Origin of the sequence: Sinorhizobium terangae, assembly GCF_009601505.1 — a bacterium.
Taxonomy (GTDB): Bacteria; Pseudomonadota; Alphaproteobacteria; order Rhizobiales; family Rhizobiaceae; genus Sinorhizobium; species Sinorhizobium terangae.
Genome location: NZ_WITC01000099.1, coordinates 55,079 through 75,860, shown reverse-complemented (window position 1 = coordinate 75,860; position 20,782 = coordinate 55,079). Strand labels below are relative to the sequence as shown.

The 20,782-nt window shown below is 62.8% G+C and carries 16 protein-coding genes; 6 read left to right on the top strand and 10 right to left on the bottom strand.

From position 1 onward, the window contains the following. Positions 1-96: 96 nt before the first annotated feature. Both GHK62_RS23295 and GHK62_RS23290 read left to right on the top strand, forming a co-directional pair. Positions 97-729, top strand: a complete 633-nt coding sequence (locus tag GHK62_RS23295) for a Vgb family protein (protein ID WP_153441421.1) — start codon at positions 97-99, stop codon at positions 727-729. A 126-nt stretch (positions 730-855) separates the two neighbouring features. After that, entirely contained in the window at positions 856-2,091 is a 1,236-nt protein-coding gene (locus tag GHK62_RS23290; RefSeq protein ID WP_153441420.1) for an MFS transporter, read from the top strand. Between the two features lie 92 nt (positions 2,092-2,183). On the opposite strand, the gene GHK62_RS23285 is transcribed toward GHK62_RS23290, so the two are convergent. The 3 genes from GHK62_RS23285 to GHK62_RS23275 all read right to left on the bottom strand — a co-directional run bounded on the left by GHK62_RS23285 (position 2,184) and on the right by GHK62_RS23275 (position 5,852). After that, on the bottom strand, positions 2,184-3,926 hold the full coding sequence (locus GHK62_RS23285; RefSeq protein ID WP_184108554.1) for a TRAP transporter large permease: 1,743 nt from the start codon (positions 3,924-3,926) through the stop codon (positions 2,184-2,186). After that, positions 3,923-4,591, bottom strand: coding sequence for a TRAP transporter small permease subunit (locus GHK62_RS23280; RefSeq protein ID WP_184108553.1), 669 nt, complete (start codon positions 4,589-4,591; stop codon positions 3,923-3,925). The genes GHK62_RS23285 and GHK62_RS23280 overlap by 4 nt, the downstream gene beginning before the upstream one ends. A gap of 118 nt (positions 4,592-4,709) precedes the next feature. Beyond that, positions 4,710-5,852, bottom strand: coding sequence for a TRAP transporter substrate-binding protein (locus tag GHK62_RS23275; protein ID WP_153441419.1), 1,143 nt, complete (start codon positions 5,850-5,852; stop codon positions 4,710-4,712). Between the two features lie 185 nt (positions 5,853-6,037). Between GHK62_RS23275 and GHK62_RS23270 the strand changes: the two genes are divergently transcribed. Both GHK62_RS23270 and GHK62_RS23265 read left to right on the top strand, forming a co-directional pair. Further along, the gene (locus GHK62_RS23270; protein WP_153441418.1) at positions 6,038-7,372 is read left to right on the top strand and encodes a PQQ-dependent sugar dehydrogenase; all 1,335 of its coding nucleotides are present in this window, start codon (positions 6,038-6,040) and stop codon (positions 7,370-7,372) included. Positions 7,373-7,576: 204 nt separating this feature from the next. Next, positions 7,577-9,382 carry an adenylate/guanylate cyclase domain-containing protein gene (locus GHK62_RS23265; RefSeq protein WP_153441417.1) on the top strand — a complete coding sequence of 602 codons (1,806 nt, stop codon included), beginning with the start codon at positions 7,577-7,579 and terminating at the stop codon, positions 9,380-9,382. Between the two features lie 176 nt (positions 9,383-9,558). Here the strand turns inward: GHK62_RS23265 and ftsZ are convergent, their stop codons facing one another. The 6 genes from ftsZ to GHK62_RS23235 form a co-directional block, all read right to left on the bottom strand. Further along, the gene (ftsZ, locus tag GHK62_RS23260) at positions 9,559-10,602 is read right to left on the bottom strand and encodes a cell division protein FtsZ (protein ID WP_153441416.1); all 1,044 of its coding nucleotides are present in this window, start codon (positions 10,600-10,602) and stop codon (positions 9,559-9,561) included. A gap of 284 nt (positions 10,603-10,886) precedes the next feature. Further along, complete coding sequence (locus GHK62_RS23255) at positions 10,887-11,495, bottom strand: glutathione S-transferase family protein (protein WP_153441415.1); 609 nt, start codon at positions 11,493-11,495, stop codon at positions 10,887-10,889. A 424-nt stretch (positions 11,496-11,919) separates the two neighbouring features. Continuing rightward, positions 11,920-12,975 (bottom strand): ABC transporter ATP-binding protein, encoded by a 1,056-nt coding sequence (locus GHK62_RS23250; protein ID WP_184108552.1) that lies wholly within the window; start codon positions 12,973-12,975, stop codon positions 11,920-11,922. Next, positions 12,963-14,978 carry an ABC transporter permease gene (locus tag GHK62_RS23245; protein WP_153441414.1) on the bottom strand — a complete coding sequence of 672 codons (2,016 nt, stop codon included), beginning with the start codon at positions 14,976-14,978 and terminating at the stop codon, positions 12,963-12,965. The genes GHK62_RS23250 and GHK62_RS23245 overlap by 13 nt, the downstream gene beginning before the upstream one ends. 7 nt (positions 14,979-14,985) lie before the next feature. Continuing rightward, positions 14,986-15,966 (bottom strand): ABC transporter substrate-binding protein, encoded by a 981-nt coding sequence (locus GHK62_RS23240; RefSeq protein WP_153441413.1) that lies wholly within the window; start codon positions 15,964-15,966, stop codon positions 14,986-14,988. Positions 15,967-16,091: 125 nt separating this feature from the next. Continuing rightward, entirely contained in the window at positions 16,092-18,143 is a 2,052-nt protein-coding gene (locus tag GHK62_RS23235; protein WP_153441412.1) for an AAA family ATPase, read from the bottom strand. 243 nt (positions 18,144-18,386) lie between these two features. On the opposite strand from GHK62_RS23235, the gene GHK62_RS23230 reads away from it, so the two are divergent. Beyond that, positions 18,387-18,782, top strand: coding sequence for an NUDIX hydrolase (locus tag GHK62_RS23230; RefSeq protein WP_234887018.1), 396 nt, complete (start codon positions 18,387-18,389; stop codon positions 18,780-18,782). 302 nt (positions 18,783-19,084) lie between these two features. Here GHK62_RS23230 and GHK62_RS23225 read toward each other — a convergent pair whose 3' ends face one another. Beyond that, entirely contained in the window at positions 19,085-19,765 is a 681-nt protein-coding gene (locus tag GHK62_RS23225; RefSeq protein ID WP_153441411.1) for a DUF924 family protein, read from the bottom strand. Positions 19,766-19,856: 91 nt separating this feature from the next. Between GHK62_RS23225 and GHK62_RS23220 the strand changes: the two genes are divergently transcribed. After that, the gene (locus GHK62_RS23220) at positions 19,857-20,759 is read left to right on the top strand and encodes a LysR family transcriptional regulator (RefSeq protein ID WP_153441410.1); all 903 of its coding nucleotides are present in this window, start codon (positions 19,857-19,859) and stop codon (positions 20,757-20,759) included. The last annotated feature ends 23 nt before the right edge of the window (positions 20,760-20,782 follow it).

Here is a 20,782-nt window from a genome sequence, read left to right as displayed (position 1 = left end):
CCGGCTGCAGCGATGTTCGCCCATCGGACCGATGTAAACCAAAGGTGCGGCGGGCTTCGTGCCATGCTGCAGGAAATCATGTCCCAGGAGGAAATCATGAAACGATCCGCCGCCGAAATTCTTCGTGAATACGGTCCCTTCCCGGAAGCAGAGCAGGTGCATGGCGTCACCTTCGACGGTCATCAGGTCTGGTTCGCCTCCGGCGAAAAGCTGAACGCCGTGGATCCGGAAAGCGGCCAAATCACGCGCTCGATCGATGTCGCCGCCCATGCGGGGACCGCTTTCGACGGTCGGCACCTCTTCCAGATCGCCGAGGATCGCATCCAGAAAATCGATCCGCAGACCGGCCGTGTGCTCGCGACAATCCCGGCACCGGGCGGCGGTGGTGACTCAGGGCTCGCCTGGGCCGAAGGCACGCTTTGGGTGGGTCAGCACCGTGGCCGCAGGATCCACCAGATCGATCCCGAAACAGGCGAGGTCCTCCGCACCATCGAGTCGAACCGCGTCGTCACCGGCGTAACCTGGATCGATGGCGAGCTCTGGCACGGCACCTGGGAAGGCGACGGGGCCGATGTCCGGCGTATCGATCCCCAGACGGGCGCGGTTCTGGAGCGCCTCGACATGCCGCCCGGTATGGGCGTGTCCGGACTTGAGTCCGACGGCGGAGATCGCTTCTTCTGCGGCGGTGGAAGCGCCGGGAAGATCAGAGCCGTACGGAGGCCGAGGTAAGCCTGGGCGCTGCGCCAGCTGCAGATTCTTTTTTGAGGCATGTCGATTTTCAAGCAACTCGTTCGTCTTTGAGAAGCGCCGCCCTTCCGAGGCGCGGCGTCGCCAATTTTTCCGCGAGGTCTTTCCATGTCGAATGCGCATATTCAGAAGCAAAGTCCATATCGCTGGGTAATTGTCGCCGCCGGCGGCCTGTTGGGCTGCATCGCGATCGGCGCCATGTTTTCGCTGCCGGTTTTTCTCCGGCCCATTTCCGAGGAGACCGGGTGGTCCGTCACCGGTGTTTCCAGTGCCATGACCATCGGGTTTATCGCGATGGCGCTCGCGAGCATGATCTGGGGTAGTCTGTCGGACCGCTGGGGCCCTCGTCTTGTCGTATCGATCGGCTCGGCTGTCTTGGCCGCAGCGCTTGCGCTGGCGAGCCAGGCGACTTCGCTTATCGAGTTTCAACTCGTCTTCGGTCTGGCTTTCGGTGGCGCAACCGCCGCGATCTTCGCCCCGATGATGGCCTGCGTCACCGGCTGGTTCGACACGCAGCGCAGCCTTGCCGTGTCTCTCGTGTCGGCCGGCATGGGCATGGCGCCCATGACCATGTCGCCCTTCGCAGCCTGGCTCGTCACCATCTATGATTGGAGAACCTCTCTCCTGATCATCGCTGCCCTGACCGGGGCCGTGATGATCCCGGTCGCACTGCTCGTGCGCCGCCCGCCCGCTCTCGAAAGCCAAAATGCCGTCGCCTCCTCCGACGGAGAGCGGTCCGACATGTCCGTGGCACAGGCGGTAAGATCGCCCCAGTTCATCATCCTGTTTCTGACGAACTTCTTCTGTTGCGCCACGCACTCGGGCCCGATCTTTCACACGGTGAGTTACGCGATCAGCTGCGGCATCCCGATGATCGCCGCGGTCTCGATCTACAGCGTGGAAGGACTGGCCGGCATGGGTGGCCGCGTCGCTTTCGGTCTTTTCGGAGACCGGTTCGGCGCCAAGCGCGTCCTGGTCTCAGGGCTTTTGCTGCAAGCATTCGGCGCACTGGCCTATTTTTTCGTCCGCGATCTCGGAGCGTTTTATGCCGTGGCGGCGGTGTTCGGCTTCATCTACGCCGGCATCATGCCGCTCTACGCCGTGATCGCCCGCGAGAATTTTCCGCTGCGCATGATGGGCACCGTCATCGGCGGAACGGCAATGGCCGGCAGCTTGGGGATGGCCACCGGTCCCTTGGCCGGCGGCCTGATCTACGACACCTTCGCGAGCTACGGTTGGCTCTATATCGGCGCCTGGGGCATCGGTATTGGCGCCTTCCTGATTGCCTTGACCTTCAGGCCCTTCCCCAAGGCCAACGCCGAGCCGGCGCCATTGCCAGCGTAAGGGGAGAACGAATGCCGTCGGCCGCGAACAGAATATGTCGCGGCCGTCCAATTTTCTCACTACAGTAGCGCAGGCCGAAACGCCACCCGCGCTCAACCGTAGAGATATTCCGGCAGCCAGAGCGTCATGCCGGGCCAGAGATACATGATGATCATGCAAAGGATGACGATCAGCATGTAGGGCATCATGCCGGCAAAGATCTGGTTCAGGGTGACATGCGGCGGCGAAACGCCTTTGAGATAGTAGGCCGACATCGCCACCGGCGGCGACAGGAAGGCCGCCTGCAGGTTGACGAAGACGAGAACGCCCCAGAGCACCGGGTCGATGTCGAAGTGCCTCAGCATCGGCAGGAAGATCGGCACGAAGATGATGATGATCTCGGTCCATTCGAGCGGCCAGCCGAGAAGGAAGATGATCGCCTGCGACAGGAACATGAACTGATGGGGCGTGAGATCGAGCGCGAGCACCCATTGCTCGATCAGCGCCTGCCCGCCGAGGATGGCGAAGACGGCGGAGAAGAGTGCTGAGCCTACGAAGAGCCAGCACACCATGGCCGTGGTCTTCGCAGTCAGGAACACCGCCTCCTTGGTGCGTTGCCAGTTGAGTGTGCGGGCCTGGAAGGCAAGCAGGAAGGCGCCGGCGGCGCCGACCGCCGCGGACTCGGTTGCGGTCGTGATGCCGAACAGGATGACGGCGAGCACGACGACGGTGAGAATGCCGAGCGGCATGACGGAGGAGGCGAGCAGCTTCATCACCTGAAGCCGCTCCGCGCTCATGTTGCGATAGTAGCGGATGAGGACCAGGGCAGCGATGGCTGCGGTGATACCGAAGGACACATAGAAGGCAGTCGTCGGCCCGTTGACGACCGCCGGTCCGCTATCGGCGGCGGGCGCGCCCAACTGCTCCAGCCCCTCCGGCGCTTCCGCCTCGGCCGTGGCCTGCGGATGGATGACGGCATACCACCATACCAGCGCGAGGGTGAAGGCAGTCAGCGAGAATGGCACGAGCGCCGCCGCGAAGTTCTTGACGAGCCGCCAATAGGTCAGTCGCCCCTCGCCGGTCTCCAGCGCCAGCGCCTTCGCCGGCGAGACCAGTGCGCGGAAAAGCCCGGCCAGCATGTTTGGCGAATAGGCGGCCTGCAGTTTGGGCATCCAGGCAGACACCGGAACCCGCGTCTGCTCCTCGGGTAGCGTCGGCGCGATCTTCGGATTGATCGCCGCCCAGCCGAGTATATAAGCGAGATAGAGGAACGACAGGAAGAAGCCCGGCAACATCGTGGCGGCATAGAGCTTGACGACAGACTGCCCCGCCACCGCCGCATAGACGATGATCATCACCGACGGCGGGATGAGGATCCCGAGCGTGCCGCCCGCGGTGATCACCCCGGAGGCAAGCTTGACGTCGTAGCCGGCGCGCAGCATCGGGCTCATGGCGATCACGCCCATCAGCACTACCACGGCGCCGACGAGACCGCTGGCGATGCCCCAGAAGGTGCAGACGATCAGCGTCGCGACGGCGAGCGACGCCGGCACCCGCCGGAACGAAAGCTGGATGCTGTAGAACATCTTGTCGACCAGCGCGCCGCGCTCCATCACATAGCCCATCAGCACGAAGAGCGGGATAGAGATCAGCACGTCGTTGGTCATCGCCCCATAGGTCCGCTGGACCATCAGGTCGAAGACGCGGTTGTCGATCCAGTGCTCGGCCGGATTGTAGAAGGCGTAGAAGCCGAACAGCATGCCGAGCCCCATCAGCGTGAAGGCGGTCGGAAAGCCCATGATGATGACGACGACGATGAGCACCAGCATCGTCAGTCCGAGGAACTGATCGCTCACGGTTCGACCTCTCCCCCCATTCCCCGTTGCCGGGCCGCCTTTTCGATGTTTTGCGCCCGCTCGATCGCCGCTTCGCGGGCTTCCAGATCGACATATTCGCTGTGCGCGAGCTGCTCGGCGACCACGTCGATCTCCTCGACGTCACGCAGCCGCTCCGGCCACTCCCCGGTCCTGATACAAAGGACGCATCGCGCGATCTCGCCAAGCCCCTGCAGCATCACCAGCGCGCCCGCGATTGGGATGACCGTCTTGAAATAGTAGATCGGCGGCCCCTCCGCCGTCACGGTCGAATGCTCGCCGATCCGCCAGGAGAGCGCCGCGTAGTCGTAGCCGGCATAGATCAGGGCGGCGACGCCGGGCAGGAAGAACAGGATGTAAAGCAAGAGGTCGAGCACTGCCTGCGTGCGGGGCCTAAGCGAACTATAGAGAAAATCGCCGCGCACATGGGCGTTCTGCGCCAGCGCATAGGCGCCGGCAAGCATGAACAACGTGCCGTAAAACATATTGCTGGCGTCGAAGATCCATGCCGTCGGCATGTTGAGGATGTAGCGCTTGACGACCTCGACGCAGACGAGCGTCATCAGGCCGATGATCAGCCAGGCGGAAGCCTTGCCGATCCAGACGCTGATCGCATCTATTCTCAGGAGAATATGCTGAACGTTCACCCCGCGCCTCCCACGGCGGCGGCAGACGCAGCCGTGGCCGCATCACCGCTCTCTCTTATTGCAATTTGCAATCGGTGACGTTGCGGTCTTGGGCCTGGAAGCCCAAGACCCTCTCAAACTAAAGCTCCTTGGCCACACCCTCCTGGCCGAAATAGTGGTCGAACGCCATCCGCCGGCCGACGACGGTGTCCTGTTCCCATCGCGTTGCCCGCTCGGCGAAAGCGATCTGTGATTGCAGGATCTCCCTGAACAGCGGGTTTTCTCCGGCCTTCTTTTTCACCACCTCGTCATAAACTTCCAGTTGCTTTTTGAGGATCGCATCCGGTGTCTTGTAGAACTTGACCTTGTCGGTGGTCTGCATCGCCACATAGTCCTGCGAATAGCGGTCGATCGCCTTCCAGGCCATGTCCTGTGACGCCGCCTCGACCGCGTTGGTGATGATCGCCTTCATCTGGTCGGGCAGTCCCTCGTATTTCGGCTTGTTGAACAGGATCTCGAATTGCTCGGCATTCTGGTGGTAGCTCTGCAGCATGCAGACCTTCGAGACGTCGGGGAAACCCAGCACGCGGTCGGACGAGGCATTGTTGAACTCCGCGGCGTCGAGCAGGCCACGGTCGAGTGCCGCGACGATTTCGCCGCCCGGCAACGCGTTGACGGCCGCACCGAGACCGGTGAAAACGTCGATCGAGATGCCGACCGTGCGGAACTTCAGACCCTGCAAGTCCTCGGCCTTCGACACCGGCTTCTTGAACCAGCCGAGCGGCTGTGTCGGCATCGGCCCATAGGGGAACGATACGACATTGGCGCCGATCGATTCATAAAGCTTTGCCAGCAATTCCTTGCCGCCACCGTATTTGTGCCAGGCGAGCAGCATGTTGGCATCCATGGCGAAGCCCGGGCCGGAGCCCCAGAGTGCGAGCGCGGTCTGCTTGCCGTAGTGATACACGAGTACGCCGTGGCCGCCATCGAGCGTCCCTTCCGAGACGGCATCGAGCAGGCCGAATGCCGGCACAACGGCGCCCGCCGGCAGCACCTCGATCTTGAGGTCGCCGCCGGTCATGTCGTTGACCTTCTTGGCGAAATCGAGTGCGAATTCGTGAAAGATGTCCTTCGAAGGCCAGGTGCTCTGCCAGCGCATGTTCACCGGCCCCTGTGCCTTGACGACACTCGGCGCAGCCACCATTGCCGCCCCGGCCATTGCTGCGCCGCTCAGGAATTTGCGACGCGACGTCCTCCCCCCGAACTGGGTTCTGCGTTTCATCTTTTCCTCCCGAAAACATAGGCTTTTTCGCCCAGGCATCGAAGAATACTCCTCAATCGCGCCCCACGCAAAGATTGCAGGGAACGATGGCCGGGCGCCGCTATTAGGAATGAGGTGAGGAATAATGGGGAGCGGCATTTTGTCTTATTCCGAGGTGTGAGTTTACCCCGTTTGGAGGACGCAAGATGAAAATCGGTTCGCTTAGAATTGCAGTTATCGTCCTCAATGGTGCGCTCGTCACGGCTTGCGCCGGCGTTTCGGCACAAGGACGCGTGGAGCAGAGCGGTGGCTACGGTCCCCACCCAAAACTGCCGGCGCCCAGCCGCACGCTGATCCCGACGGTCAACATCGCGGAAGCCAAGGGCTGGCCGAATGGCGCGAAGCCGAAGGCAGCACGCGGGCTGAAGGTGAACGCCTTTGCCGGCGACCTTGACCATCCGCGCTGGCTGCATGTCCTGCCGAACGGCGACGTGCTGGTCGCCGAAAGCAATGCTCCCGCCAAACACGACGAATATTTCAGCATCAAGAAGGTCTTCACGGACCAGGCCCAGAAGCGGGCTGGCGCCGCCACCGAGAGCGCCAACCGCATCACGCTCCTGCGTGATACCAACGGCGACGGTGTCGCCGACAAGCGCAGTACCTTCATCGAGGGTCTCAACTCACCCTTCGGGATGACACTTTCGAAAGGCAGACTTTACGTCGCCAACACCGATGCCGTCGTCGCCTTTCCCTATTCCGAGGGCCAGGCCCGGATGAGAGCGGCGCCCGAGAAGATCATCGACCTGCCCGCGGGCAACCTCAACCATCACTGGACCAAGGACGTCATCGCCAGCCGCGACGGCCGCAAGCTCTACGTCACCGTCGGATCGAACAGCAATGTCGGCGAGAACGGCATCGAGGCAGAGCGAAACCGCGCCGCCGTTCTGGAGGTCGATCTTGCGAGCCGCCGCGCTCGCGTCTTCGCCTCGGGCCTCAGGAACCCGAACGGGCTTTCGTGGAACCCGGACGACGGCAGGCTCTGGGTCGCGGTCAACGAGCGCGACGAGCTCGGTGACGACCTCGTGCCGGATTACATGACTTCCGTGCGTGCCGGCGGCTTTTACGGGTGGCCCTACAGCTATTTCGGCCAGAATGTCGACGAGCGCGTGAAGCCACCGCGCCCGGACCTTGTCGAGAAGGCGATCAAGCCCGACTATGCGCTCGGCGCCCACACCGCCTCGCTGGGGCTGACATTCGCCAACGGCGCGCGGCTCGGGCCGGACTACAGCAACGGCGCCTTTGTCGGTCAGCACGGCTCGTGGAACCGCAGCGTGCGCAGCGGCTACAAGGTGATCTTCGTACCCTTCCGCAATGGCAAGCCCGCTGGCCCGCCGAAGGACGTGCTGACCGGTTTCATCGACAGGGACGACAAGGCGGCGGGGCGCCCGGTCGGCGTGGCGATCGACAGGAAAGGCGCCCTACTGGTCGCCGACGACGTCGGCAACACAATCTGGCGTGTGACACCGGCAGGCGGGCGTTGAACTGCGCTATCGCCCGGTTCCTCACATGCTTTGCGCCGTCGCTGATCGAACAAGCTCCGTAGCAGCGCCTGCCTTCATGGACTCCCGATGCTGCGATTGTTACTCTTCCACAGCAAGTCTCCCTAAATTTTGGGGGCGATCTAAATGCTACAGCGGCCTTCGAGCGCCTGAACGGACGCAAGTGCGCTGTAGGAGACGGAGCGCATGAAGCGGCGGCTGGCAGCAATCCTCGATGCGGACTTTTCCGGCTACAGCCGGATGATGCGGCACGACGAGGCCGGCACGTTCGCGGCGCTGAAGGCCCACCAGACGGAAGTCATTCTTCCCGCCATTGCCGGACACGGCGGGCGGGTCGTCAGGTATATCGGCGACGGCCTGCTCGCCGAGTTCTCGAGTGTCGTCGAGGCGGTCGCCTCAGCGCTCGAGATCCAGCAGGCAATGCTCCGGCGCAACGAGACGGTGGCCCCCGACCGCCACATGCACTTACGCATTGGCATTCATCTTGGTGACGTCATAATCGACGATGATGGCATCCATGGCGACGGCGTCATCGTCGCCACGCGGCTTCAGGAAATCGCCCCGCCGGGCGGTATCTGCCTGTCGCAACAGGTCCACGACCATATCGGAGCAAAGCTCGACCTCCCCTTGACTGATCTCGGCCGCTGCACGCTCGCCGACATTCGCCACGCCGTTCGCGCCTGGCGCTGGACGCCGGACGAAGCGTCCGAGACCCCGACGACGGCTGGAGCCGACAGACAGGCGCGGTCCGACCGGCCCCCGTCCGCTCGCACCCTGCCCGACCGCAAGCGGCCGTCGATCGCCGTACTGCCTTTCATCAACCTGTCGAGCGTCGACGAACAGGAGCATTTTGCCGACGGCTTCACTGAAGAGCTCATCCACACGCTCGCGCGCTGCCGCTGGCTGCAGGTCGTCGCCCGCAACTCCTCCTTCGCCTACAAGGGCAAGCCCGTCGATGTCCGGAAGGCGGCCGAAGACCTCGGCGTCAAATACGTGATCGAAGGCAGCGTCCGGCGGTCCGGAGACCGCATCCGCATCACCGCCCAGCTTCTGCGCGCGGAGAGCGCCACCCTTCTCTGGGCGGAGCGCTACGACCGGACACTCGACGACCTCTTTGTGCTCCAGGACGAGATCGCCGGCGAGATCACCGGAACGGTCGGGCCCGAGCTCGGCATGATCGAATTTGCCGCGCTGCGCGGGCAGACGGCCGCCGACATGGATGCCTGGGACATCTACCTGAAAGGTCTCTGGCACCTCTATAAGTTCAACCTCGACGACCTGAGGATAGCAAAGGACCTCTTCGAACGCGCAACCAGCGTCGATCCGGCATTCGCGCAGGCCTATGCGCGGCTCGCCTATGTCCATATCCAGCTCGGCTGGTACGGCGCCCTAGAGGAGCGGGGTGCAAGGATCGCCGATGCCATCCGGCTCGCGGAGCGGGCGATCGCGCTCGACAGCCGGGAGCCCGCTGCCCATCTCGCGCTTGGCCGGGCGTTGGCGCTGCGCGGCCAGCCGGAACGCGGCATCAGATATCTGGGCAATGCGCTCGAACTCGACGCGAGTTTTGCGCAAGGCCACTTCGCCCTCGGTCAAGCCCTTTGCTACGTCGAGCGCCCCGAGGAGGGCATCGCCGAAATCAACGAGGCGTTCCGGCTGAGCCCGCGCGATCCGCATCTCTGGACTTTCTACAACATGCTTGCGATCGCGCATTACCAGTCGGGCCGGCTCACGGAGGCCGAAGCCGCCGCCCGCGCGTCGCTCAGGCAGGAAAACACCACATTCTGGCCGGCAATGGTGTTGACGGCCGTCCTCGGCGCCCAAGGCAACGCCGGGGCGGCACCTGCGGCGCTCACCGAGCTTCTAAAATTCCGGCCGGAGATGACGCTCGAAAAGGCGCGCGCCGAATTCTATTTCGGCGGCATTCCGGCCATGCCGGAACACTTCATCGACCGCTTCGCCACCGACCTCGAGCGGGCCGGATTGCCGGGATAAAAGCATTTGTAGGCGAAGTGTAAAGCGGTTCGCCGTCCGGACTGTCCGAAAAGACAGTGCCGGAGAAGCTTGCAGCGCGAGAAGGCTCGCCTTTTGCCGCTGCTTCTCCGGCTCCCCCGCCTGAGCAATTCCAGGAAAGTGTGTAGCGGTTTCCCCTCCGGAATTGCGTCAAAGAACTATTGCAGCGTGCGCGATGGAACCTGTGCCGGCTGGCCGTTGGCCAACTCGGGCTGTCCCTGAATGTCGCCGGTCGTGCGCGGGCTGTCGAGACCCGTTGCCACCACCGAGACGCGGAAGGTGCCGTCGAGCGTGCGGTCGAAGATCGCGCCGACGACGATGTCGGCCTCGTCATAGACCTCCTCGCGGATGCGGGTTGCCGCCTCGTCGACCTCGAACAGCGTCATGTCCATGCCGCCGGAGATCGAGACCAGCACGCCCTTGGCGCCACGCATCGAGACTTCGTCAAGCAGCGGATTGGCGATCGCCGCTTCCGCCGCCATCATCGCGCGGCTCTCGCCGGTCGCCTCGCCCGTTCCCATCATCGCCCGACCCATGCCCTTCATCACCGTCTTCACGTCGGCGAAGTCGAGGTTCATCAAGCCTTCCTTGACGATCAGGTCGGTAATGCAGCTGACGCCCGAATAGAGCACCCGATCGGCGATCATGAAGGCGTCGGCAAAGGTGGTCTTGGCGTCGGCGATACGGAAGAGGTTCTGGTTGGGGATGACGATGACGGTGTCGGCGCTCTCACGCAGCCGATCGATGCCCATCTCCGCCGTCTGCATGCGCCGCTTGCCTTCGAAGCTGAAAGGCTTGGTAACGACCGCGACCGTCAGGATGCCGGCCCGCCGCGCAGCCTCCGCAATCACCGGCGCCGCCCCGGTACCGGTGCCGCCGCCCATGCCGGCCGTGACGAAGCACATATGCGTGCCGCCTAAGTGATCCATGATCTCGTCGATCGACTCCTGCGCCGCCGCATTGCCGATATCCGGCAGCGAACCGGCACCGAGACCCTCCGTGACGGCGGCGCCGAGCTGGATGCGCCGCTCCGCCTTTGACATCGAAAGCGCCTGCGCGTCGGTATTGGCGGCGATGAAATCGACGCCCTGCAGGTTCTCGGCAATCATGTTGTTGATAGCGTTGCCGCCCCCGCCGCCGACACCGATGACAGTGATTTTCGGACGCATCTCGGTGATGATCGGCTTCTTGTACTCTGTCATTGGCTCTTCTCCTTGGGCAGTTTCGTGGGGTCTCGTCCGTCCCCGGAAACTGCGACGAAAGCGGTGCGGGCGCGAATCAGTCACATATTTTAGGAACTCAAAAAGGCCACGGAGAAGGCAAGAACGGCAAAAACGAGGCGAGTCCACAGCTACGTGCGGCCGGCCTCAAAAAAATGGCGAGCGCGTATCGGCAGCGGCCAAGGCTCGCGGGCTATGTCCGCTCGACCGGCGATGGGTTGCCCATCGCCGAACCGGAGGCTCGCTGTGGGCGCGGCGTCGCCGCCTTACGCGTTCCAGCTCGGCCGGCTCCTGACCCGCTCATTCCAGCGCTTCACGTTTTCGAGCGTTCCCGGGATTTCCATGCCGAAGGCCTCGCCCAGCCAGCCGCAGACGCCGGCGGTGATGTCAGCGATCGAGAAATTCTCACCGGCGAGGAACGGCCGGCCGTCGGCAAGCTCGCGATCGAGCCAGGCCCATTTCTTCGGCACGGCCTGCCGCTCAGTCTCCGCGAAGGCCGGAAACTGCGTCAGGCGGTCCTTGAAGAACTCTTCGGAATGGAGCGGGACATTGCCGATCGTGGCGAAGATCACCAGTTCCGCGCGCCGGTTCCACATCTCGACCTTGGCACGGCTGACGGCGCCGGTGCCGAAGAGCGGCGGCTCGGGATGCGTCTCCTCGAGATATCGGCAGATCGCGACGCTTTCGGTGATGATCGTGCCATCATCGAGTTCCAGCACCGGGATCTGTCCGAGCGAATTGAGCTTGAGGAAGTCCGGCGCCCTGTGCTCGCCCTTGAAGAAATCGATGTTCACCATCGGCAGCGTGATGCCCTTTTCGGCCATGAAGATGCGGACCCGATAAGAGTTCGGCCCAATGCCCTGATAGAGCTTCATTGTCACCTCCCTTGTTGATCACCATGGCACTATGACAACAATGATTGCAAAAAGCAACTGGTTTTGTTTTTGAGTCTGTCTTCAGGCGGCGGAGACGCCAACCCTCGCATCCTCCGCGGTCTGATCTTTCCCTTGCCGGCTGGCCCTCCGTGTTCGCTCGGTCGAGTTCAAGCCTATCAACTCCGTCATGCTTGACCCGAGGATCCAAACACAAGGCGTTGAAAAGCGCCGCCGACAAAACCCATTGACGATGGATCCTCGGTCAAGCCCGAGGATGGCGGATGGGGAATTGTGCACCCCGCAGCGGAGATCGTCCCCCGCCTTCACGGCACCGGCGCACCGGCACCCTTGTCCCGTGCTGGGCCCGGGGATGGCGGGTGAGTGGCGGGGCCGACGCACTGAACGCGCAGGCCCAGCGCCAATTTCAAAGCCGCCAACCGCTCGCGATCACGAAGGGCACCGTCTGCCCTTCGGCGATCGCCACGCTGCTGAAGGCCTTCAGCCGCTGGCCATCTCCAAGCGCAAGATCGAGCGCGAAGCGCTCGCCTTCGAAGACGCACGACATGACCCGCATCAGAATGCCGTCCGTGCCGCGGTGGACGTGTTCCGGCCTGACCAGCATGTCGGCAGGGGGCACGTCGGCAAGCAGCCCGCCGCTCGCACCATCTGCACCGCGCGACCCAAGGGCCTCACGCAGCACCGGCCAGCCGAGTTGCCTTTCGCCGCTCTCCGCCAGCGGCAGCCGGAGGATGCTGCCGCGGCCGATCAGTCCGCCGACGATGCGGCCCTCCGGCCTGGCATAGATCTCCGCCGGCGGCGCCACCTGCAGAAGCCGGCCTTCCGACATCACCGCGACGTCGGTCGCGAGCGCCATCGCCTCCGCCTGGTCGTGGGTGACATAGACCATGGTGGCGCCGGAGCGCTCGTGGAAGGCGCGAAACGTCTCCTCCATCGCCTTCCTCAGATGCTGGTCGAGATTGGCGAGCGGCTCGTCGAGCAGCACGACATCCGGCTGCGTGACGAGGCAGCGGGCGAGCGCCACCCGCTGGCGCTGGCCGCCGGAAAGCTCGGCAGGCCGCCGTTCGGCAAGGTCGGTGAGCCTGACCAGCGACAGCGCCTCGCCCACGAGCTTGCGCCATTGAGCACCGGAAATGCCCCTCACCTTCAAGGGATAGCCGACATTCTGCGCGACGGTCATGTGCGGCCAGAGCGCGTAGGATTGGAACACCATCGCCATGTTGCGCTTTTCCGGCGGCAGCGCGCGTTCGGCATCCGAAAGCCGCCGCTCGCCATAGGAGATCGAGCCGTCCGTCGGCTGCTCGAAGCCGGCGATCATGCGGAGCACCGTCGTCTTGCCGCAGCCCGAGGGGCCGAGGAGTGCGAGGAAGGCCTGCCGGCGGAGCGTCAGCGAGACGTCCGCCACCGCCGGCCGGCCGCCTCCGAAATCCTTGGTCACGTGATTGAGGATCAGTTGCGCCACGGCAGCACGCCCTCCGGCAGGTACTTTGCGAAAAATTCGAGCGCCGTCATCAGCGCGATCACCAGGAGGACGACGAGCACCGAGAGCGCCGAGGCGAGATCGGACGAGCCGCTGTCGTCGAGATTGAAGATCGCGACGCCGAGCGTCTGCGTGCCCGCCGACCAGAGCAGCGCCGAGACCGTCAGTTCGTTCGCCGCGATCAGGAAGACGAGGATGACGGAAGCTCCGGCCGCCGGCGCGATCAGCGGCAGCAGCACGTCGCGCATCCGCCGGGAGAAACCCGCACCGGCAAGTCTTGCCGCCTCCTCGAGCGAGGGGTCCATCTGCAAAAACGCGCTCATGACAGGCTTCAGGCTGACGGCGAGGAAGGAGGAGAAATAGGCGGCGAGAATGATCCAGATCGTGCCGTAGAGCGAAACGCCGACGAACGGCAGCCGCGCGGCGAAGGTGAGGATGAAGGCGACGGCAAGCACGATGCCGGGCAGCGCATAGGGGATCTCGATCAGGATGGCGACGAGATTGGCAAGCACGCCCTTCCGCCGAGTCAGAAGATAGGCGGCCGGCACGGTGACGACCAGCAGGCCGAGCGCCGCGGCGGAGGCGAGGAAGAGCGAATTCTTGAGCGCCGTCAGCGTGATCGACTGGCGGAAGAGGATTTCACCATAGGCACTGAGCGATACCGTCTTGAAATTGACCGGCACGCCATAGGCCGGCACCAGCGAGCTTGCGATAAGCGCGAGAAGGGGCGCCACCAGCACCAGCGCCAGCGCGGCCCATAGCAGCGCTTCGAGAGCGATGCGCAAGCGCCCGAGCGCGAAGGCGGCGCGCGCGCCGGAATGGCCGATGAGGCGATAGTCGCGGCCGGAAAGCGCCCGCTGCTGCACCAGCAGACCGCCGGCGGAGATCGCCGCGATCAGCGTCGAGATCAGCGCGATCTCGCCGAAGGTGGCGGCGCCGAAACTCGCCAGCCGGCTGAAGATCAGCGTCGGCAGCGTCTCGATCCCGGCGGGAATGCCGAGGATCGCCGGAATGCCGAAATTGCCGACGCCTGAGACGAAGGCGATCGCCCCGCCGGCAATCAGCCCCGGAGTTGCCAGCGGCAGCACGATGTCGCGGAAGACCCGGAACGGCCCCGCCCCCGCAAGCCGTGCCGCCTCGATGCCGTCGCGCGGGCTCGCCGCAAGCCCGGCCTTGAGCGCCAGGAAGACGAGCGGCGCATGCTGCACGCCCAAAAGAAGCGCGATGCCGGAAAGCGAATAGAGCGGCTGCGGGCTGCCGAGCGGCGGCGCCAGCCCCAGCGTCTTGAGCAACGGGCTCGCCGGCCCCGACATTCCCACCCAGGCAAGCGCCGTCACCTGCGGCGGGATCATCATCGGCAGCATGAAGGCGAAGCTTAAAGTGAGCTTGCCCCTGGTATCGGTGAGCGCCACCGCGAAGGCGAAGAGCGAACCCAGGATAAGCGAGACGGCCATGCCGCCGGTGGCGGTGACGAGCGTGTTGCGGAGCGCCGCGAAGGTGGCTGGCTCGAAGATCAGCCGCGCCGCCTCACCGTCCACAAGCCCGCTCACCCCCGCCCCGGCAAGGCGCGCGAGAGGCAACACGGAGAGCAGCAGCACGGCACAAAGCACGAAGGGCAGCAGCCAGCCCGGCTCGCCGCCGGATGCCGCCCGCCGCTTGCGGGCGCGGAAGGCGCGCCCTGCCCCGGCGCCATGCGGCGGCATCGCCTTGAGGGAGTTATCTTCCGTGACGTAAGGCATCGCCGGCAACTGGACGCGCAACGTCCGCGTCAGTTCGCCGGGCAGTTTTGCGGGAGCCGTTTGGGGAGGCCGGCTTTCCGCCGCCTCCCCGCCGCCGAAGAAAAACCGCAATGGGCCGAAACGCCGCACCCTCGACAGCAGACGCCGAGGCGGCTCCGGGAGTTTCAGCCCGGAGCCGCCTTCCGCGTCAGCTTCCACCGGAGCGCTCGCGCTCCGGCTGCGGGCGATCTCGTCCGCTCGCGTCATGAGGCGATCAGTTCGTCCCGAAAATGCCGGAGAAGGTCTTGAGGTCCGCTTCGGAATTCTTGACCGCCGCCGCGGCATCGACCGGCAGCACCTTGATCGTCTCGCGGGCCGGATAGCCTTCCGGCAGCGCCACGCCGTTGCGGGCCGGGATATAGCCCATCTTCACCGCCACCTTCTGGCCTTCCTCGGAGAGAAGGAAGTCGACGAATTTCTTCGCGGCATCGACGTTCTTCGCGGTGTTCAGAATGCCGACCGGCTCGGTGACGGCGGAAACGCCTTCGGCCGGGAAGACGAACTCCACCGGCGCGCCCTTGGCCTTCTCGCGGATCGCCATGAAATCGACGAGCATGCCATAGGCCTTCTCGCCGGTCGCGACCGCCTTCAACACGCCGCCATTGCCGCCGGCGGCCGTCGCGCCGTTTTCGGCAAGCGCCTTGTAATAGTCCCAGCCGAGGCCGGGAATGCCGGCAAGCGTCTCGGCATGGATCAGGGCAGCACCAGAGGTGAGCGGGCTCGGCATGGTGACGAGGCCCTTGGCCTCGGGCTTCACGAGATCCTGCCAGCCTTCCGGCTTCATCGCGGCGGATGTGTTGTAGACGATGCCTGTCGTGATCATCTTGGTCGAGTAATAGGCTCCGTCCGCATCATAGAGCGCGGCATCGTAGCCCGCCGCCTCCGGCGACTTGTAAGGCAGCAGATGCCCGCCCTCCTTCAGCCGCTGCATCGTCACCGTGTCGGCGATCAGAAGCACGTCCGCCACCGGATTGCCCGCCTCGATCTCGGCCATCAGCTTGGCCATGATCTTCGTCGTCCCCTCGCGCACCCACTCGACCTCGACGCCCGGGTTAGCCGCCTCGAACGCATCCACCGTCGCCTGCGCATCCTCATTCGGCTGACTCGTATAAAGCACCAGGCTTTCGGCATAAGCCGTGGTGGACATGAGGCCGGCGACGAGCGCTGCGGCAACGGCGGAGAGAAGCGTTTTCATGGGATTGCCCTCGGTGGGAGAAAGATGGTGCCGAGGGATAGAGCCGGTGTTTTACAGGGGTGTGACAGCGGACTCGCCTACCTTGGCCGCTCACACGTACGGCACGTCGCGCCATATTCCAGCCATCAGGCAATCAATTGCTTGAGAAGCCCCTCGATTGCTCGCCAGTTGTCAGTTGTCGGGACTCCGCGCATCCGCTCCATGATACGTCGCTTGAAACTCCGCATCGGAATCTTCATAGAAATATTTTGCTGCAGTTCCCGAAAAAGCCGCTTTCCATCACAGCGCTCTTTCCATTCCGCGTCCCAAAGCGGCAGCAGTTCCGCCTTTCGCGCCTCGCACATTCTGACGAATTTCACCTGCCAATCCCGCTGGTGAAGACCAGATATCTGCTGCGAAATCTGCTCGAGCCGACCGTACAGAATAGCGGAAACCTCTTCGAAGGTTTTGCCGCTAGTCTCGCGCGGCCGTCGACCCGGGTTTTCGTACGCCATGCCGTCATAGACTTCTTTGACGACTGCATCATCCAGATGCCCCAAAGCGAGTTGCTTTAGAAGTCGGCTGAGTTCGCCCTCACTCGCAATCGGTGTCCTGACAATATCCGTATCCTTTAATAAGGTGGTCAAGATGTCTACGTCGATAAGATAATTTTCAAGACAACGACGATCCCACTGCAATACCTTGATGTTGCTCGAACTCTCCAAATTTGTGGGCACGTCATCTTTATCAAAAATGAAATATCTGGGCGTCAACGTCACGCCGGACTTCTCTGCTTCTTGAAGCTGTCTGATTTGCTTTTCGACCTCTGTTCGGCCTCCCAGATCTTTCAGTTTGTGTTGCCGCAAAATAGAGCCAAAGCCCAACTCGAGCAGCTCAACGTCATGCTCCCCTTCAACAAAAATCGTCGCTTTGTATAAAAGCCCCTCGCTCTCCGATGTACCCAACTGGCGAAGTGCTTCGGCGACGGCCTCTCCATCACTTCTCCGCACGCGGCTTAGAAGAGTACCGGATACCAGGTGAAATAGCGCGCATTCCTCGCGCCCAAATGTGCCAGCAAGTATCTCTGGGGAATGGGAGCACAGAATTACTTGCAGATCTTTTCTGATCGCGTAAGCATCTACCATGAAGGCGAGAATATCTTTGCAAACTGCTGGGTTTAGATGCAGCTCTGGCTCATCAAGTAGAGCGACGCCGCCGTTTGCGAGAGTTCGTTCAATCAAGAGAAATGTGAGAATTAGTCCCTTTTCGCCGCTGCTCATTGCATCAATGTCGAAAACGCGTCCGGATTCCAAATCTCTCACGTTGATCGTCAACAGACCGTACTGATTAACGCCCGCTCCTACTAACTCACGGCCTTTCAGCACGCCGGAGAAGATCCGTTCAAAGTTTTCACGGATCGCGTTTCGTCCTGATTCAGAACCCACTATCGCGTTGAAAATCGTGTTCTTCAGGCGATTATACTTACTTTGCGGCTGTGAATTGTGTGCTTCAAGCTGCTGAACCGCGTCTTGTATTCCAAGTTGTATTGGCTGTTCACCGCGAGGTAGAGCTCGGTCAGCGGGAAAGTAACTAAACTTCGTCTCTTCAGGAGACAAGCGCTCATCAAGGAAAGCGATGATCGCTGCGCCCGTCGGGTCCGGTGTGGAAATTTGCGAAGATCGAAAATCGATTAGCAAATCGAGCCGGCAAATGCCTCTCATTGCCTGGAGTCTTTCCAGCCCTTGAGCAATTTCCTTGCTCGCCTCCTGCAAAGTTGATTGCCCGGCCTGAGAGGACAGAAAAGCTGCGAAATTTGCAGGTGAAAGATTGTCGTTTAATCGCGAACGTATAAGTCGAGTTACTAGTTGCTGCTGTCCATCGGCGACTGTTGCAATCTCATCGGCATTAAGTTGGTAGCCGCATCGGATTATTACGGGCTTTAAGGGGTCGCGAGCGATCGCCTCTGCAATAAGTTGCTGAGGATTGTGGGGAGAAACCGCACCCATAGAAATAAGTGCTTGAGCAGACTCGTTTTGAGTACGCGGAGCCAAGACTGCCTTGGGCAGACGGATCGCCTCCAGAATTGTAGTCTTCCCAACCGCATTCGGGCCAACGACAACGTTAACACGCTCCGTAAACTCAACATCAATTGACTCGATAGCGCGAAAGTTTTCGATGGACAAAGTCCTCAGATGCATCGCTCAATCCTAATTAAACTGATTCTCGTGCAGCGAGTTATAGCAGCAGAATCGAATTCTCCACCATAGGTAGAATCCGATCAAGACGCTTAACAACGATTTGAATTCGATCACTGCTTGCCGCCGCGGCAAACGCGACGCCCTCGCCCCTTGGGCCCCCAGTGCAGTTGGTCTCGCTTAACGCCAACCCTATTGTCCCATCTGTGATTCAGCGCTCCGCCGCCGCAAAGCAAGGCAATCAACTTGACCACCATCCACATCGCCGCTGCCCTCCTGATCCGCCCCGACGGGCAAACGCTCCTCATGCGCAAGCGCGGGGCGAGCGCCTTCATGCAGCCGGGCGGAAAGATCGGCCTCGGTGAAATGCCGGATGCGGCCTTGGCGCGGGAGCTCAGGGAAGAGATCGACCTTGACGTCGAGCCCGCGTCCTTCGAGGTCCTGGGTGCTTTCAGCGCCGAATCCTCCAATGAACCGGGACACCGCGTCCATGCGGATGTCTTCCTCGTTAGGACGGAGCAGCTTCACTTTCACCCCGCGGCCGAAATCGAGGAAGTGAATGGGTTTCGCCGTTCGACATTGACGGCGTGGCGCTCGCCCCGCTCACCGCGGATCACATCTTTCCGCATTACCGGGAGCTGATCGGGGAGCATACGCCGCCGCTGACTGCGGATGGACAGGCAGCGGCGCCAAGCGAATGACAGGAAGAAGTCGGGGTAACCCGAGGATTTTTGTTTCTTGCCTCAGATGCGGTAGCTCGCTGCGTTGAAAACAACGACATCGAAGCTCACGTCGTCGGAGGAGATTCGGCCTGTACTACAGCGCCGCGCGTCTTATCAGACGCGCAAAGGACGCTGTAGCACTTTGGATTGCTGCACGTTTTTATCCTTAAATCGGCTACGACTTAAGGAAACATGCAGGAGGGGTCCGCTCGTCGCCCCCTCTCACCCCGCAAACCCACCCGCGTCGAGAAACCGTTGCTCCTCTTCCGTCATCGTCCGCCCGAGAATCCCGTTCCGGTGCGGGAAGCGGCCGAAGCGGCGGACGATATCGCGGTGGCCTATGGCGTGGGAAAGGCTCGGCTCCCCGAGACGGCGGGCAAGTTCGACGGAGCGCTCCTGGTCGGCAAGCTCTTCCGAATGGCCGAACGGAAGATAGAAGAAGAGCTGCAGGTCGGCCGGTCCCTTGAGATCGTAACCCGCGTCCACGGCGGCGCGTGCGATGCCGAGCGCCAGGGCGTCGGTCTCATACATGCGCGGCGTGCCGCGAAAGGCGTTGCGGGGGAATTGATCGAGGAGAAGAAGGAGCGCAAGCGCCTTCTCCGGCGAAACCGTCCAATTCAAGAATTCACCGCGGGCCGCCGCCTCGTGGCTCGCGAGGAAGCGCTCGCGAAAGGCGCGGTCGAACTCCGGCTCCTTTGCAAACCAACGTGTCGGTCCCGCGTCGCGCCAGAAGTTGATGACCGCCGCCGCCTTGTCCTCGCCGACAAGCGCCTCGCCGGTGAGCGCTTCGCGCAGCCGCGCGTTGACGGCCGCATCGGAACGCGCCGGTGGTTGGCCCTGCCCCTCCGCTGGCTGCAAGCTGCAGAGCGCCAAGCTTTCGATATACCCGATGAAGTCGCTCATTTCGTCCTCCAGTTGGTTGGGAGACCGCAGGGGCCTCCCCGAAGACCTACGACTTTGTGGATACTGAATGAAGTGATATGATTTCAGCATTATGCTGAATGAAATCGACCTGTCGCGCGCCGACCTCAACCTGCTGGTGCTCTTCGAAACAGTGCTTGACGAGGGGAATGTCGGCCGCGCCGCCGAAAGGCTGAACCTCTCCGCCTCGGCCGTCAGCCACGGTCTCGGCCGCTTGCGGCGGCTGCTCAATGATCCGCTCTTCCTGAAGACTCCGAAGGGCGTAGTGCCGACCGATCGCGCCAAGGAACTGGCGACGCCGATAGCCGATATTCTCGCGCGGGTGAGAAGCGTCATCTCCACGGCCGAGCCCTTCGATCCAGCGCGCGCCCGTCGCCGTTTCACGATCGGCACGGCCGATGGCTTCTCGGTTTTCCTGCCGCCGCTGCTCGACGAGATCGCCCGCAACGCGCCGGGCATCGATCTCGTCGTGCGTCACATGCAAATGGAGACGGCGCTTTCCGATCTCGATGGGCGGCTGATCGATGTGGCGATCGCCCCTTTTTACGAGCTGCCGGCCCGCTTCACCGCGCAACCGCTTTACGAGGAAGAGTTCGTCGTCGCAGCGCGGAGCGGCCATCCCTTCCTCGAAAACCCGACGCTCGAGAACTATTGCCGCATGCAGCATCTGCTTGTCGCCCCCAGAGGCGACCCCCGGGGCATTGTCGACGAGCTGCTCGAAAGCCGCGGCCTCTCTCGCCGCGTAGCCCTGGCCGTGCCGAATTTTTTGCTGGCGCTCGATCTCGTCAGCAAGACGCAGCTGATCTGCTTTCTGCCGAAGCGCTTCGTCGCGATGCATGCGGAGCGCTTCGCCGTCGCCACCACAAAGCTGCCGCTGGGCCTCGGCAGCCCCAGCGTCCAGGCGGTTGTGCCGAAGGCGGCGTTGATGGACACCGGTCTCGTCTGGCTCCTCGACGTGCTCGGGCGGCCCGGTTAGCTCGTTTGCACCCCGCTCCCAAA

Bases quoted from the DNA above. Each gene is read 5' to 3' on its own strand.
- GHK62_RS23290 (WP_153441420.1), top strand. From the start codon at position 856: ATGTCGAATGCGCATATTCAGAAGCAAAGTCCATATCGCTGGGTAATT.
- GHK62_RS23220 (WP_153441410.1), top strand. From the start codon at position 19,857: ATGCTGAATGAAATCGACCTGTCGCGCGCCGACCTCAACCTGCTGGTG.
- GHK62_RS23265 (WP_153441417.1), top strand. From the start codon at position 7,577: ATGAAGCGGCGGCTGGCAGCAATCCTCGATGCGGACTTTTCCGGCTAC.
- GHK62_RS23275 (WP_153441419.1), bottom strand. From the start codon at position 5,852: ATGAAACGCAGAACCCAGTTCGGGGGGAGGACGTCGCGTCGCAAATTC.
- GHK62_RS23255 (WP_153441415.1), bottom strand. From the start codon at position 11,495: ATGAAGCTCTATCAGGGCATTGGGCCGAACTCTTATCGGGTCCGCATC.
- GHK62_RS23235 (WP_153441412.1), bottom strand. From the start codon at position 18,143: ATGCATCTGAGGACTTTGTCCATCGAAAACTTTCGCGCTATCGAGTCA.
- GHK62_RS23270 (WP_153441418.1), top strand. From the start codon at position 6,038: ATGAAAATCGGTTCGCTTAGAATTGCAGTTATCGTCCTCAATGGTGCG.
- GHK62_RS23245 (WP_153441414.1), bottom strand. From the start codon at position 14,978: ATGACGCGAGCGGACGAGATCGCCCGCAGCCGGAGCGCGAGCGCTCCG.
- GHK62_RS23240 (WP_153441413.1), bottom strand. From the start codon at position 15,966: ATGAAAACGCTTCTCTCCGCCGTTGCCGCAGCGCTCGTCGCCGGCCTC.
- GHK62_RS23225 (WP_153441411.1), bottom strand. From the start codon at position 19,765: ATGAGCGACTTCATCGGGTATATCGAAAGCTTGGCGCTCTGCAGCTTG.
- ftsZ (WP_153441416.1), bottom strand. From the start codon at position 10,602: ATGACAGAGTACAAGAAGCCGATCATCACCGAGATGCGTCCGAAAATC.
- GHK62_RS23295 (WP_153441421.1), top strand. From the start codon at position 97: ATGAAACGATCCGCCGCCGAAATTCTTCGTGAATACGGTCCCTTCCCG.